10 protein-coding genes and 1 riboswitch are annotated in these 13,707 nt (G+C 63.5%); of the genes, 9 read left to right on the top strand and 1 reads right to left on the bottom strand.

Annotated features, from left to right (window positions below):
• Positions 1-33 precede the first annotated feature (33 nt).
• Entirely contained in the window at positions 34-3,822 is a 3,789-nt protein-coding gene (locus ACSFA2_RS16035; RefSeq protein ID WP_435456310.1) for a DUF748 domain-containing protein, read from the bottom strand.
• Positions 3,823-4,457: 635 nt separating this feature from the next.
• On the opposite strand from ACSFA2_RS16035, the gene ACSFA2_RS16030 reads away from it, so the two are divergent.
• The 9 genes from ACSFA2_RS16030 (at position 4,458) to ACSFA2_RS15990 (ending at position 13,684) form a co-directional block, all read left to right on the top strand.
• Positions 4,458-5,309, top strand: coding sequence for a lytic transglycosylase domain-containing protein (locus tag ACSFA2_RS16030; protein WP_435456309.1), 852 nt, complete (start codon positions 4,458-4,460; stop codon positions 5,307-5,309).
• A gap of 43 nt (positions 5,310-5,352) precedes the next feature.
• Positions 5,353-5,479, top strand: a riboswitch (ZMP/ZTP riboswitch).
• Between the two features lie 42 nt (positions 5,480-5,521).
• Positions 5,522-6,766: a serine hydroxymethyltransferase gene (glyA, locus tag ACSFA2_RS16025; protein WP_435456308.1), complete on the top strand. Its 1,245-nt coding sequence runs from the start codon at positions 5,522-5,524 to the stop codon at positions 6,764-6,766.
• Between the two features lie 21 nt (positions 6,767-6,787).
• Positions 6,788-7,231, top strand: a complete 444-nt coding sequence (gene nrdR / locus ACSFA2_RS16020) for a transcriptional regulator NrdR (RefSeq protein WP_435456307.1) — start codon at positions 6,788-6,790, stop codon at positions 7,229-7,231.
• A 139-nt stretch (positions 7,232-7,370) separates the two neighbouring features.
• Positions 7,371-7,928 (top strand): GspH/FimT family pseudopilin, encoded by a 558-nt coding sequence (locus ACSFA2_RS16015; protein ID WP_435456306.1) that lies wholly within the window; start codon positions 7,371-7,373, stop codon positions 7,926-7,928.
• Positions 7,922-8,473, top strand: coding sequence for a type IV pilus modification protein PilV (pilV, locus tag ACSFA2_RS16010; RefSeq protein WP_435456305.1), 552 nt, complete (start codon positions 7,922-7,924; stop codon positions 8,471-8,473). Before ACSFA2_RS16015 ends, pilV begins: the two co-directional genes overlap by 7 nt.
• Positions 8,361-9,269, top strand: coding sequence for a PilW family protein (locus ACSFA2_RS16005; RefSeq protein ID WP_435456304.1), 909 nt, complete (start codon positions 8,361-8,363; stop codon positions 9,267-9,269). Before pilV ends, ACSFA2_RS16005 begins: the two co-directional genes overlap by 113 nt.
• Complete coding sequence (locus ACSFA2_RS16000; RefSeq protein ID WP_435456303.1) at positions 9,266-9,985, top strand: pilus assembly PilX family protein; 720 nt, start codon at positions 9,266-9,268, stop codon at positions 9,983-9,985. The genes ACSFA2_RS16005 and ACSFA2_RS16000 overlap by 4 nt, the downstream gene beginning before the upstream one ends.
• Before the next feature lie 34 nt (positions 9,986-10,019).
• On the top strand, positions 10,020-13,253 hold the full coding sequence (locus ACSFA2_RS15995; protein ID WP_435456302.1) for a pilus assembly protein: 3,234 nt from the start codon (positions 10,020-10,022) through the stop codon (positions 13,251-13,253).
• The gene (locus tag ACSFA2_RS15990; RefSeq protein ID WP_435456301.1) at positions 13,250-13,684 is read left to right on the top strand and encodes a type IV pilin protein; all 435 of its coding nucleotides are present in this window, start codon (positions 13,250-13,252) and stop codon (positions 13,682-13,684) included. Before ACSFA2_RS15995 ends, ACSFA2_RS15990 begins: the two co-directional genes overlap by 4 nt.
• The last annotated feature ends 23 nt before the right edge of the window (positions 13,685-13,707 follow it).

Below are 13,707 nucleotides of genomic sequence, written 5' to 3'. Positions count from 1 at the left end.
CCCGCCATTTTCACCGACCGGCGCGTGTTCCGTTCAGCGGGTCGCCAGATTCAGTTCCGCACCAGGTTTCCAATCGTTGCCGGACGGGTTCGTACGGACCGCGCCCAGGAAGAGCCGCTCGCTCGGCAACTGCTTGGCCAGCAGGTAGTCGCGCACCACGGCGCCGCGCTCGACGGCCAGCTGGCGGATCGACTCGTCGTTGACGGTCAGGGTGGCCAGCAACAGGTCTTCCATCTCCTTTTGCGGCAGGTCCTTGGCCAGGCCGATCAGGTTGCGCGGCTTGGTGATGTCGGCGCGCTTGTAGACGGCGGTGAGCAGTTCCGGGTATTCGGCGTCGGTGACCGAGGTCACGTCCGCCGCGTTCTGGCCGGCGCGCGCGGCGGCGCGGCGCTTTTCGGAAACCAGCAACTGGCGCAGGCGCTGGCGCTTGGCGGCCTCGCGTTCGTGCTCCAGGCTGGCGGTGCCCACCACGGTGAGTTGCAGGGCCGGACGGTCGGCCAGCGCCTTGGCCACCTTGTCGAGGCTTTCCTTCGCGCCGGCCGACAAGGCGGCGCTGCCCGGGTCGAAGGCCACGGCACTCGCCTCGCCAGCCCCCCCGCCGCCGAAACCGCCCGTCAACAGGCTGAACGGCGAAGTCACGGCCTTGACGATGAGGGTGCCGATGGCCCTGAAGATCAGCGAACCGATGCTGAACTGCGGGTCATTGAGCGAGCCGCTGATGGGCAGGTCGATGTCGATCACCCCATTGCGGTCGGCCAGCAGTGCCACCGCGAGCTTCACCGGCAGGCTGTTGGGGGCGCCCTGCACCGCCTCGCCGAACTGCAGCTGGTTGAGCACCAGCTTGTTGGTCGCCGCCAGTCGGCCTTCGGCGGAGATCTTGTAGTTGACGTCCATGCTCAGCTTGCCGCGCTCGATGCCGTGGCCGGCGTAGCGCACCGCGTAGGGCGTGAGCGGCGCCAGGTCGAGGTCGCGCATCTTGGCTGTGATGTCGAGTTCGAGCGGCTTGGCGAGCGGATTGATCTTGCCCGAGATGTCGAGCGCCGCCGTCTGCTGCGCCTTGCCCCGCAGTTCGAGGTCGGCCATTTCGGGCTTGTCGGACGCGAAGGCGCTGAGCTTGCCGGTCAGCGCGCTCAGGTCAGCCGAATAGTTGGGCTTGACGAACAGGTCGGTGAAGTCGATCTTGCCGTTGACCAGGCTCATCGGGCCGAAGCGGATCACGGGCGCCGGGCCGCCTGTGTCACCAGTGGCCGCTGTGGCCGTTGGCGCCGGGCGCGTGGGTGTCGGCGCTCCACCGACCATGGCCTCGGCGGGGACCGTCGGGGTGCCCACCGCCGGTGCCTTGGCCGTCGTCGTGGTGCTGCCGCCCAGGTTGCGCCGCGTGTTGGCCTCGGGCGCCGCAGCCGCCGCCGCGTCCGCCTCCTGCTGCGATTTCTTGGTCAGGTTCTGCAGGTTGAGCCGACCCGTCGGGTCGACGATGACCCGCGCGAAGAAGTCGGTGAGCGTGGTTTCGCGTACATCGACCGTCAGCGGCGCGCGCGGCACCATCGCGACCTGCAGCCCCCGCAGGCTGAGCGCCTTCCAGCTCAGCAACTGGTTGTTGGCGCGCTCCAGGCCTGGCGACTCGGACTGGGTGAGCGATGCACTGTTGGCGCGGAAATCCTCGACGGCGGTGTCGCCGGCCAGCTTCAGGCTCATGCCTGCCGGCAGCGTCTCGTAGCGGACCGTGCCGCGGTAGCTGGCGAAGGCGCGACGGATGTCGATGTTGAGCGCGTCGCCGTAGTAGGCCTTGAAGGCATGCGCCGGGAACGCCGCCACCTCGAGCCGTCCCTCGGCCGACAGGGGCTTGAGCACGATCTGGCCCTTGTAATCGAACTTGCCTGGCTCGGCACGGCCGGCGGCAATGCGACCGGACAACTGGACCGGCGACACGGTCGCGGTGTCGGGTGTGATCTTCTGCGCGTTGAGCTTGAGCGCGGTGACCTCGACCGCGACCGGCGTGCCGCTGGCCTTGTCGGCATAGGACACGGTGCCGCCGTCCACAGCCAACGTCGCGATGCTGAGGCGCCAGGGCTTGGTATTCGACGACGCGGGAGCCGACACGGGCGCCGTGGCCTCGGTGGACTTGGGTGCGGCGACCTTGGCCGCCGCCTGGTCCGAGGCGCCGGAAGGCGCCCTGAGCCAGCGCTCGAACATCCAGCGCTTCTCGTTGTCGCGCTCGATGCGGACCTTCGGGTTCGTCGCTGTGAACGAGGCGATGGCCAGCGTGTGCTGCGTCATGTCCGCCTCGGCGTCGACCAGTTCGAAGCGGCCGACGCTCGCCAGGGCCGTCTTGCCCTGGGTGAGCGCCAGGCCGTCGGCCGACAGGCGGCGCGCCTTGAACTTGAGATCGGGCGCGTTCCAGGACACCTCGATCTGCCCGCTGAGCTTGCCGTCCAGCGTGGGCTCCAGGCTCTGCGCGAGGTACGGCGCCGCGAGCGACAGCGGCAGCGCGTCGACCTCGACCTGCACGCTCGCCACCTTGTCGGTCGCTTCACCCTGGAACTTGAGTCCGGCACCGCCCACCCGGGTCGACCCGCTGAAGCGCGCCGGCTTCGCCATCGGCCAGGTGACCCCGTTCGCCTCGATGGCGAGTTCCGTCACATCGACCGCCGCGGCCGGCGCAGTGGTTTCATCGCGCCAGCCGATGCGGCCACCGCTCAACACGACCTTGTCCACCATGATCTGCATCGGTTTTTTTTCCGCCGGTGCAGCCGCTGCGCTGGCCGGTGTCTTGGGGACGGCGACCTTCTGTGTCGCGCCCGTGGCCGGATCGGTGGCCAGCAGGTTCAGCTGCCCCCGCGCATCACGCGCCACCACGAGCTGCGGCGCGGCGAGCGCCACGTCGCCCAGATGAATCACGCCGTCGAGCGGCCGCACGTCGACCAGCGCGACCTTGAGGGCGTCGAAGCCGAGCAGGTCGCGTCCCTTCGCATCCGCCAGCTTGGCCTGGTGCGCTTCGACCGTGCCGGTGATCTTCAGGCCCGCCACGGCGGCCTGTTCGAAGTCGATCTTGAGGTCGGCGTCCAGCAGACCGGCCTTGACCTGCACCGGCAGGCCCGCCGGGATGTAAGCCAGGTACGGCGCGAGGTCAAGCCCCTTGAAGCGCAGCTGGGCGTCGGTCTTGCGGTTGTCGGCGAACGGCGTGGTGAAGGCGGCCGAGTCGAAGGCGCTGCCGTTGAGCGTGAAGGCCAGCTTGGGCTCCGTCGTGACCTCGCGCTTCGAATCCAGATTGCTCAGGAAGGGCACTTTCAGCACCAGGTCGCGCAGTGCGTGCTTGCGGCCGACCGTCTGGTCGTCGAAATCCACCGACCCGTCGGTCACGCTGATGTTGTAGACCGCAAAACGCGCGGGGTCGGACTTGGGCGCATCCGGCGGACTCGCGAGCTTGGCCAGGACGTCGTCGATGTCGTACCTGCCGTCGGCCAGATGCGTCAGGCGGACGGCCGGGCCTTCGACGCTGACCGCATCGATCACGGGCGCCAGGCGAAGCAAGGACTGGAGTTCCGCATCGGCGTAGAGGCGGCGGATGGCCAACTGCGGCTGGCCGCCATCGGCAGCAGCGATGCGCAGGTCTGTCAGCACCAGTTCGAGCGACCACGGCTTGAAGTCGACGGCACCGACCGTGACCTGCCGGCCGAGTTTCTCCGTCGCGATCTTCTGCAGTTGACTCTTCGCCAGGGGCGGCACCGCCAGCCAGGCCAAAACCCAGATGGCCAACACCACCACCACCGCGACGCCTCCGCGACGCAACCACTTGTTCTTCTTCAACGATGCGACATCCATCGGGCGAGTGTGCCGCAAATGGCGGGGGTCGAAGGCCTGCTGCCGAGCGAAGACTCCGCACCGAGAAGTTTGCCGCGACGGGCGCAAAAACGAGAAAGCCCGGCGGTTCGACCTGAAGTCTTGCCACCGGGCTCGATGACGGGCGCGAGGCCCATGCCATCTTTTCGCTCGAGCAGAAGTGGATCGTTCCGCCCGTGCTGGCAGCAAGAGATTGCCACCGATTGGCCTCCGTCGCGGGGTTCTCGAATCGCTTCTCGACCGCTGGACTTCGGTACATGCCCGATGAGATCGGACCATGCCAGCTTAGGCCTTCCGAGCGGCTGCGGCAAGACAGATTGCCAATCGACATGTGCGGTCGGATATGCAAAAGGCGATCGACTCTTTCACACTCATTAACATATCAAACAACATCCTTATGCTTGACCGTGTATTTGGGCGCTCCTAGAATCCGCCTCGCCCGGTTCTCACTACCTCTCCCCCGGGCCGTCCCGATCCGCCGCCGAATACTTTCGGCCTCACCATGTTGTCAGCGCCCCTCCTTCTCGCGCTGACCTGGTACGTACCAATCCAAGCGCTGTCGTCCGACCTCTCGCCCTCCGGCGTGATCTTCAGACGCCGCACAGAAAGGAAGAGCGATGAACAAGACGTTGGAGACCACAGCCCGCGGGCTACGGACATTCGGTTCCGATGTGGTCGACGGCTTTTTTGAAATCACGCACAACGGCTTCGCCCTGCTCGGGCTTGCCACGGTGTTCGTCGTGCTGGCCCTGGCCGCACGCCCGGACCTGCGTGCCACCGGTGAAACACAACTCGCCACCTGGCTCGAGTCGCGCAAGCCCGCGCCGGAAGCCACGGCGCTGACGCCCAATGCCATCGACCGCACCACGGCCGCGAGCCCGCTCGACCTGCCCAAGCAGCAAGCCGCCGTGGCTTACTGGCTTAGCAAGAAGTACCGGGTGGCTGCGGAGCCTCTGAGCGTTCTGGTGGCAGAAGCCTATGAACTCGGCAAGCGCACCAAGCTCGACCCGACGCTGATCCTCGCGATCATGGCGGTGGAATCGAGCTTCAACCCGTTCGCGCAAAGCCACGTCGGTGCCCAGGGCCTGATGCAGGTGATGACGCGGATCCACGAAGACAAGTACGAAAGCGCGGGTGGCACGCTCACGGCTTTCGACCCGGTGACCAACATGCGCGTCGGTGTGAAGGTGCTGCAGGAATGCATCGCCCGCGCCGGCTCGCTCGAAGCCGGTCTGCGCTACTACGTGGGCGCCGCCAACCTCGATGACGACGGTGGCTACGCCGCCAAGGTGATGGCCGAACATGCGCGCCTGGTCCAGGTCGCTGGCGGCAAGGCACCGCCGGTCGCCCCGCCGGCGCTGCGTGCACAGGCGCCGCAGAGCCAGACCGTGCCGGTGGTCGCACCGGCCAAGCCGGATGGGGCGACCGTGGCGCCGCCGGAAAAGGTGGCCCTGCTGGCGGACTCCTGATCGACCCTGCGCATCGCCGGGGGCATGGCCCCTCGGCTACACTCGCCGGGTACGCGACTGGCGATAGGCGCCGCGCCCTTTCGGGGCCGACGGCGCTGACGTGGACTACCACTGGGAAGCGTACCGCCCGGCAACCACCGGGCGATCAGCCGTTCGCCTGGGCAGCCCTTGTTTGATTGAAGAACAAGGACCACCGTCTTCAAAGGACTGCCATGTACCACCGCGACATCCTGGTCGAACAGACCGATCCCGAAATCTGGGCGGCCATCCAGGCCGAGAACGCCCGCCAGGAACACCACATCGAGCTGATCGCGAGCGAAAACTACGCCTCGCCGGCCGTCATGCAGGCCCAGGGCTCGCAACTCACCAACAAGTACGCCGAGGGCTACCCCGGCAAGCGCTATTACGGCGGTTGCGAATTCGTCGACATCGCCGAGCAACTGGCGATCGACCGCGTCAAGCAGATCTTCGGTGCCGACGCCGCCAACGTGCAGCCGCATTGCGGTGCCTCGGCCAACGAAGCCGTCATGCTCGCCTTCCTGAAGCCAGGCGACACCATCATGGGCATGAGCCTGGCCGAAGGCGGCCACCTCACGCACGGCATGCCGCTCAACATGAGCGGCAAGTGGTTCAACGTGGTGAGCTACGGCCTGGATGCGAACGAAGCCATCGACTACGACGCGATGGAGCGCAAGGCGCATGAATCCATGCCCAAGCTGATCATCGCGGGCGCCTCGGCCTACTCGCTGCGCATCGACTTCGAGCGCTTTGCCAAGGTGGCCAAGGACGTCGGCGCGATCTTCATGGTCGACATCGCCCACTACGCCGGCCTGGTGGCAGCGGGTGTGTACCCGAACCCGGTCCCCTATGCGGACGTGGTGACCTCCACGACGCACAAGAGCCTGCGCGGCCCGCGTGGCGGCATCATCCTGATGAAGTCGCAGCACGAGAAGGCGATCAACAGCGCGATCTTCCCCGGCCTGCAGGGCGGCCCGCTGATGCACGTGATCGCCGCCAAGGCCGTGGCCTTCAAGGAGGCGATGGCGCCGGAGTTCAAGGCGTACCAACAGCAGGTCGTGAAGAACGCGCAGATCGTCGCCGAGACGTTGACGCAGCGCGGCTTGCGCATCGTGAGCGGCCGCACCGAAAGCCACGTCATGCTGGTCGACCTGCGTTCCAAGGGCATCACCGGCAAGGAAGCCGAGGCCGTGCTGGGCAGCGCCCACATGACCATCAACAAGAACGCGATCCCGAACGATCCCGAGAAGCCAATGGTCACCAGCGGCGTGCGCATCGGCACGCCGGCCCTGACCACCCGGGGCTTCAAGGACGAGGAGGCCCGCGCCACCGCTCACCTGGTGGCCGACGTGCTCGACAACCCGCGCGACGCAGCCAACATCGAAGCCGTGCGCGCCAAGGTGCATGCGCTGACGAGCCGCTTCCCGGTCTACCGCTGATCACGAAGGCCTGACCGCAGCATGAAGTGCCCTTTCTGCGGTCATGCCGAAACGCAGGTCGTCGAGACCCGCGTCTCGGAAGACGGCGACTTCGTCCGCCGCCGCCGCCAGTGCGGTGACTGCGAAAAGCGCTTCACCACCTACGAACGACCGGACGTCAACTTTCCGGTGGTGGTCAAGAAGGATGGCAGCCGTGCCGACTTCGACTCGACCAAGGTACGCGCCTCGATGATGCTGGCCCTGCGCAAGCGGCCGGTCAGCATCGAGCAGATCGACGGCGCCCTCTTTCGCATCGAGCAGAAGCTGCTGTCCAGCGGCCTGCGAGAAATTGAGTCGACCAAGGTCGGCGAACTCGTCATGCGGGAGTTGAAGAAGCTGGACAAGGTCGCCTACGTTCGCTTTGCGTCGGTGTACCGCAGCTTCGAGGACGTGGACGAATTCAGGCAGTTGCTGCGAGACATTTAATCCACATCTGTCAAAATCAATTCGCAATCCTGCCAAAACGTTACGCAATAAGAATTGAACGCCTTTCATCGGTTTATTTAAACCGTTGAGCCAGGTGGCGGCCTGAGTCATTGATCCTGCGTATAGCATGCGCCGGATCATGCGACCCAAAGAAGCTCTCCGTCCGTTTCAATCCACGTCACGCAAGATGGGTGGATTCACGGCCGTGGAGCTCATGGTCGTCATTGCGATCGTCGCAATTCTCGGCGCTCTCGCGGCACCGAGTTTTTCAGACGTCGTGAGCCGTTATCGGGTACGGCGTGCGGCAGAAGACCTCTCTCGCACGCTGTCGCTGGCCCGCACCGAGGCAATTCGCCGCGGCGGGCGCATCCTGGTAGTGCCCATCCCATCCATTCCCAATAGTTGCATTGGCGGAAGCAATGGCGCCTGGAATTGCGGTTGGATGATCGTTTCTGACGCCAATGGCAATAATTCGTTCGACACCGGCGATACGATCATCCAGACCTCAAATAGGCCTACAGGTGTGTCGGCTACCTCCAGCAAGAACGTCGTTGTGCTTGACGGCTGGGGACAGATCAATGGACTCGGCGCGTACTCCTTTCAACTGGGCGACTCATCCGACCCCCTGCGCTTTTCGTTGAAAATCTGCGTTAATTCTGGGGGTCGAATTAGAACAGCCGAGGGAACACAATGTTGAGCTCGAACCCATCGCGGCAGCGAGGTATTACGTTGCTGGAGTCGCTTGTTTCGATCGCCATCCTTGCGGTTGCGGTATTAGGAATGCTCGGCGTTCAATTGCGTCTGCTCGCCGAGACACAAACCGGTGTCCGACGGGGTCAGGCAGTTCGGCTGATCGAGGATTTCTCCGAGCGAATCAAGACAAACCCAGGCAGCTACTCGCAAATTGGCGCGTATGTCAGCGGCTTCACGGCTACGGTTCCGCAACCCACGGTTGATTGCTCGACGACAAGTTGCGTTCCTGAAGAGCTTGCTCACTGGGACCTTGCGAAGTGGAAAGCAAATGTCGCCCAAATACTCCCGCTGGGCCAGGCAAACCTCTTCCTATCGACCGATGAGGCAACTTCGAGCAATCGCCGACAACTCGGAATCATCGTGGCATGGAAAAAGAATGAAGCCAGCGATTCGGACGACTACAAAACACCCTTTCTTCCAAGTGCCGTGGTCGAGGGTATCGAGTGCCCCGCAACGCATCTTTGCCATTTGGTCTATGTGCAACCGTAAAACATTGCCGACCGCGAGGGTGGCGACTCTCCCACGCCATTCGAGACCGACGCGACAGCTTGGCCTGACGCTGATCGAGCTGTTGGTTGGAATCGCCTTGGGATTACTGGTGATCGCGGCAGCGATCGGGACGTTGACCGTCTCGCACACCACCGCGGGGACGGTGGGCGACATTGCTCAATTGCAGCAACAAGGCTCCTATGCTTTGCGCGTGATTGGTCTCCAGCTGCGCCAAGCCGGGTCTCAAGAGCCGCAGAGAAGCGACACAAACGGACTTTATTCATTCGATGCCACTTATGCGGGAATCGATAGCGAAGGCGTTTCCGTGAAAGGTACGGATGGTGCGGACGGAGACCGGCTGTCCGTGAGCAACTTCTCTTCACCAAGCTTGGCGAATACACAGCGTCGGAGTTGTCTCGGCAGCGTAGTTAATGCGAACACCACGATGGATGCAACATTCAAACGCAAGGCGTCGAGCAATGAACTCTTATGTGTCACCACAGTGCCAAGCGGCGAAACACAAGCTATTGCAACGAATGTGACGGATTTTCAAGTGGCGTATCGGGTGAGGTCGGCCTCGGGAACCCGAATCATGACCGCGGAAAACGTGGAGGGAGGAAACCTCTGGAATTCAGTCAGCGGCATCGAGGTCTGCATTGAATTGAAAGGCGATCAACGAATGCCGGACATCGCCGCAACCTACACGAACTGCAAAAACGAAAGCACTGCCCGCGGTGATAAGTTGCGAATCGTTTTCCGAAACACATTTGATATCAGAGCTGGCGTTCTCCCATGAAATATAAAGCCATTTCTTCGATTCAGAACCAGAGGGGGATTTCTCTTTTCGTGGTTTTGGTGATGGTGCTCTTGACAACGCTGCTGGTGCTCTGGAGCTCCAGAACGGCGCTTCTGAATGAACTGATTTCCGGCGTCGACAGCGACTACCAGCGCGCACTCGAGGCGGCTCAGGCCATGGCCAAAGATGCCGAACTCGATATCAAGGGGTCGAGCACTTCAGGCGCGCCCTGCTCCAGCACACACTGCAGGGAATTCGGCGTCATCGACGTGGCGGCCAATAAGGCGTTTTTTCCCGCCGACATGAATGAGTATTGGGACATGGACGCATTGTTGAGAAGCAGCGAGCCCCCATGCGTTGCAGCAGTCTGCGTTCCTGGAGCGAACGCAACCTTCGAAGTCAATGAGTTCTGGCGAAACACCACGAATTTGGCCGCCATGAAAACCAAAGCAGCCACTTACGGGCAGTTCACCGGCGCCGAGACTGGGAGCGCCAGCAACCCTCTGCTCGTTCCGAGCCGTAACAAGGCGTGGTACTGGGTTGAGCTGCTTCCCTACGACTACTCGGCAAGCACCCGCGGAGGTGCGGCAAAAAGCCTCGCGCCAGACGATACGACCCCGCTGGTCTATCGAATCACGGCCATCGCGGAAGGCGTTCGCCCGCAAACACAAGCGGTAGTCCAGACGATTTTTGTCTGGAAACGTCTCAACTCCTGAGTCGCAGTCAGGGACACAAAACAGGAGGATCACCATGCAGTCAACCCCGACCTTCAAACGGTCAGCGCTCAGCTTGCTTGCGGCAGCACTGGCTGCGCCGCTGGCCACGCTTGCCGCACCGCTCACCCTGAGCACGGCTCCGGCCGGAACCAAGTTCAAGCCCGCCGCGCCAAATGTCATCGTTTCCGTCGACGATTCGGGCAGCATGGGGCTCAGCGGAATGGCAACCCTCAGGGACGCTCTGCGCGACACCTTCAGTGCAACCAACATTCCCGACGGCGAGATTCGATTGGCATGGCAAGCGATGTCGGGGTGCTTCCGAATACCAAGCGGTGGCGACTGCAAAAACGAGAACGAACTGCGCGTTCTCGATGGCGCGCAACGTCGACGGTTCATGACATGGGTCGACACGCTCACCGTTCGAAGCGGGACGCCCTCTCATCGAATGCTCTTCAACGCTGGTGAGTACTTGAAGTCAGTACCGGGCTTGAATAGCCCGTGGGCCAGCATCCCGGGAGAGCGCCAGGAACCCATGCTCAGCTGTCGAAAGGCCTACAACCTGTTCATGACCGACGGTGGGTGGAACAGCCCTTTCGGAAATGGCAACGGCGGTCCGAACGACAGCGCGCCATGGAACGCGTCAGACCCTGCAGCGGCAAGTGCGATCGGCAATGCAGATGGCACCCGACGTACGCTCGGTGACGGAAGCACGGTTTACGACCCGGCCGCAGAGGCAACTCGGGTGTACCGAGACGACTTCGGAGGCACCCTCTTCGGGAGCACGTACGGCACGGTGCCGTTGCCAACACTGTCCGACCTTGCGTTTCACTACTGGGCCACCGACTTACAGCCGGGCATTGCGAACGACGTCGCGCCGAAGGTGGTCCGCAAGGGAGAGCAAAGTTTCACGAGCGGAAGTTCCGCGACGTCGCTTCCCGAGTTCTGGAACCCGCGCAACGACCCCGCCACCTGGCAGCACATGACGACCTACACGGTCGGCTTCAATGCAGCCGCCAACTGGAACGGCACCGCTGCGGTGCCGAAGTTCGGCACGGATACCTGGACGGGGGACAGCTATGAAGGGCTTGTCACTGGCACTGCGGCATGGACCGACGCCATCACCGCCAACGAAACAACGCGCATGCCGGAGTTGTGGCACATGGCACTCAACAGCCGTGGCAAATTCGTGCCTGCCCCGACGGCAACGTCGTTGTCCGCCGCCTTCAAGGACATCTTGAACGACATCCAGGCGGACAGATCAACGCCGATCACTTCGGTCGCAGGAAGTTCGTCGTCCTCCCGCGTCGGGTCCAGCCTTTTTGCAAGCAGCTATACGGGGACGGACTGGAGTGGACAGGTCCGAGGCTTTGGCGTGAACGCCGGCGCGACGACCGTCACCGAGGGCCTCTGGGGCCAAACAGTGGCCACGTCAGGCAGTCCGGCCGTGCCGCACACGACCGCGACCTTGATGGACGCCGAATCGGCGGACTGGCCGTCGCAACGACTGGTTCTGTCGTCCAAAACAACGGCCGCAGGAACCGGTGCCCCGTCGACCGCTGGCATCGCGTGGTCCTGGGCGAACCTTTCCCCCGAGCAGCAGACTGCGCTTGCAACCGTCGATGGCGTGGTGGACACCAGCCCGACGGCCGTCGACACAGCCCAGTCGAGACTCTCCTACCTCCGCGGTGACCGAACGCTCGAACAGGGGCACACGCCCGCGGGACCGTTCCGTACCCGTGGCTCCCGGCACGGAGACATCGTCAACTCGCAGATCTGGTACACGGCGGGACGGCCAGCTGCCGGGTATGGCCAAGATGGGTACACCACCTTCCGCGCCGACAACGCATCGCGTGCGTCCATGGTCTACGTCGGGGCGAACGACGGCATGCTTCATGGGTTCAACGCCGCCACAGGGCGCGAGCTGATGGCGTACGTTCCCGAAGGTGTTCATAGCGCACTGTCGCAACTGACAAAGCCGAACTACCAGCACCGCTATTTCGTCGACGGCTCGCCGTTCACTGCGGACATCTACACGGGCGCCAGCACAAAGTGGCGGACCTATTTGGCTGGCTTTCCTGGGATGGGCGGAAAGGGCTACTTCGTTCTCGACGTCACGACACCGAGCACCTTTTCCACCACTGCCGCGAGCGAGCTGGTTGTCTTGGACAAGACCGGCGGAACGCTCGACGCTGATATCGGACATATCACGGGGGCGCCCGCAAGAGAGCGCGGCAATACCAATATCACTCGGCAGATCACCAAGATGAACAACGGTCGCTGGGCGCTGGTGATCGGCAACGGCTACAACAGCAGCAGCGAAAAAGCGGTACTGCTGATCCAGTATCTCGATGCGGGTAAGGAGCTGGTCAAGATCACGGCAGATGGCACGGGTGGCAATGGCAATGGCTTGTCCACACCTCGCCTTGTCGATTTGAATGGCGACAACACGCCCGATGCGGTCTACGCAGGCGATCTGCGCGGCAACCTGTGGAAGTTCGATCTGAGCAGCAGCAACGCCGGCAACTGGAACGTCGCGTTCGCGGGCGCCCCGCTTTATGTGGCCCAGAACGATGCCCAGCCCGCTCAGCGGCAACCCATCGCGACGGCTCCCGTTTGGATCGCACACCCCGACGGTGGACTCATGATCGTTTTCGCGACGGGGAAAAACCTCACCGATGCCGATCGCGGCGACACAAGCCGGCAAACCATCTACGGGGTCTACGACAAGTTTTCGTCTCCGAGCGCCATCACGGGCGGCCGCACCGTATTGACCGAGCAAACCGTCAGCGGCACCTCGACGGCCACGACCACCGATTCGCAAAGCGCACTGTGGACCGTTTCCGCCAACGCGGTCGACTACCGGGGCACACCCCCGCGGCGAGGCTGGTTCCTGGACCTTCCCCTCAGCCGTGAGCGAGCCGTCGACAATCCCGCTTGGTTTGCAGGCGACCTGGTCGACATTGCGAGTCTGATTCCGGGCCAGGGCGTTGCGAATCCGGATGAAGAAACCTGCGAAGCGCCTTCCGTCACCAGCAAACGCTATGTGACCACCCTCAACGCCATTTCCGGTGCGCGCCCCGACTCGAAAATCTATGCCTACACCGAGACTGGCGACTCTCGTTCCAGGATCGAAACCGCGCTCAGCGTCGAGCTCCGAAGCAAAGATGGCAACACGGAAACGGGCGTCAGACCCGACGGAAAGCCATCGACCGTCAGGACCCCGCCCAAGCGCGTGTCGCTCTATCCGAGCTGGAGGCAACTGCAATGACCAGCGTCCGCATGACACGCCGGAGAACCTCGCCGCCCTTCGGATTCACCTTGATCGAAGTGATGATCGTGGTGGCCGTGATCGGGATCCTGACGGCCATCGCACTGCCCAGTTATCAGGAGTACGTGCGACGCGGGCACAGGGCTGAAGCACGCGCTGGACTTCTCCAGGCGGCGCAATGGCTTGAACGGGTCGCCACGGCCAACGGGGTGTATCCGGCCGCCAGCGCGTTCCCGGCAGCCTTGCAAAGTGTGCCCGGCAGGCGCTATGTCATTTCGCTGGAGAGCGCCTCCGACAGCGCCTACCTGTTGAATGCAACGCCTCAAGGCGGGCAGACGGGCGACAAATGCGGCACCTTCACCTTGACCCAGGCGAACGAGCGCGAGGTGACCAACGCGACCGCGACGACGGATGAATGCTGGGGCCATTAGCGCGCACAGGGCCTTCGAGGGTC

Origin of the sequence: Variovorax cryoconiti (assembly GCF_051216395.1) — a bacterium.
Lineage (GTDB): Bacteria > Pseudomonadota > Gammaproteobacteria > Burkholderiales > Burkholderiaceae_C > Variovorax.
Note: the sequence above shows the minus strand (reverse complement) of the source record. Positions and strands in the feature narration are given on the sequence as shown.

Excerpts from the sequence above, each read along its gene's own strand:
- ACSFA2_RS16035 (WP_435456310.1), bottom strand. The coding sequence starts at position 3,822 with ATGGATGTCGCATCGTTGAAGAAGAACAAGTGGTTGCGTCGCGGAGGC.
- ACSFA2_RS16030 (WP_435456309.1), top strand. The coding sequence starts at position 4,458 with ATGAACAAGACGTTGGAGACCACAGCCCGCGGGCTACGGACATTCGGT.
- glyA (WP_435456308.1), top strand. The coding sequence starts at position 5,522 with ATGTACCACCGCGACATCCTGGTCGAACAGACCGATCCCGAAATCTGG.
- nrdR (WP_435456307.1), top strand. The coding sequence starts at position 6,788 with ATGAAGTGCCCTTTCTGCGGTCATGCCGAAACGCAGGTCGTCGAGACC.
- ACSFA2_RS16015 (WP_435456306.1), top strand. The coding sequence starts at position 7,371 with ATGCGACCCAAAGAAGCTCTCCGTCCGTTTCAATCCACGTCACGCAAG.
- pilV (WP_435456305.1), top strand. The coding sequence starts at position 7,922 with ATGTTGAGCTCGAACCCATCGCGGCAGCGAGGTATTACGTTGCTGGAG.
- ACSFA2_RS16005 (WP_435456304.1), top strand. The coding sequence starts at position 8,361 with ATGAAGCCAGCGATTCGGACGACTACAAAACACCCTTTCTTCCAAGTG.
- ACSFA2_RS16000 (WP_435456303.1), top strand. The coding sequence starts at position 9,266 with ATGAAATATAAAGCCATTTCTTCGATTCAGAACCAGAGGGGGATTTCT.
- ACSFA2_RS15995 (WP_435456302.1), top strand. The coding sequence starts at position 10,020 with ATGCAGTCAACCCCGACCTTCAAACGGTCAGCGCTCAGCTTGCTTGCG.
- ACSFA2_RS15990 (WP_435456301.1), top strand. The coding sequence starts at position 13,250 with ATGACCAGCGTCCGCATGACACGCCGGAGAACCTCGCCGCCCTTCGGA.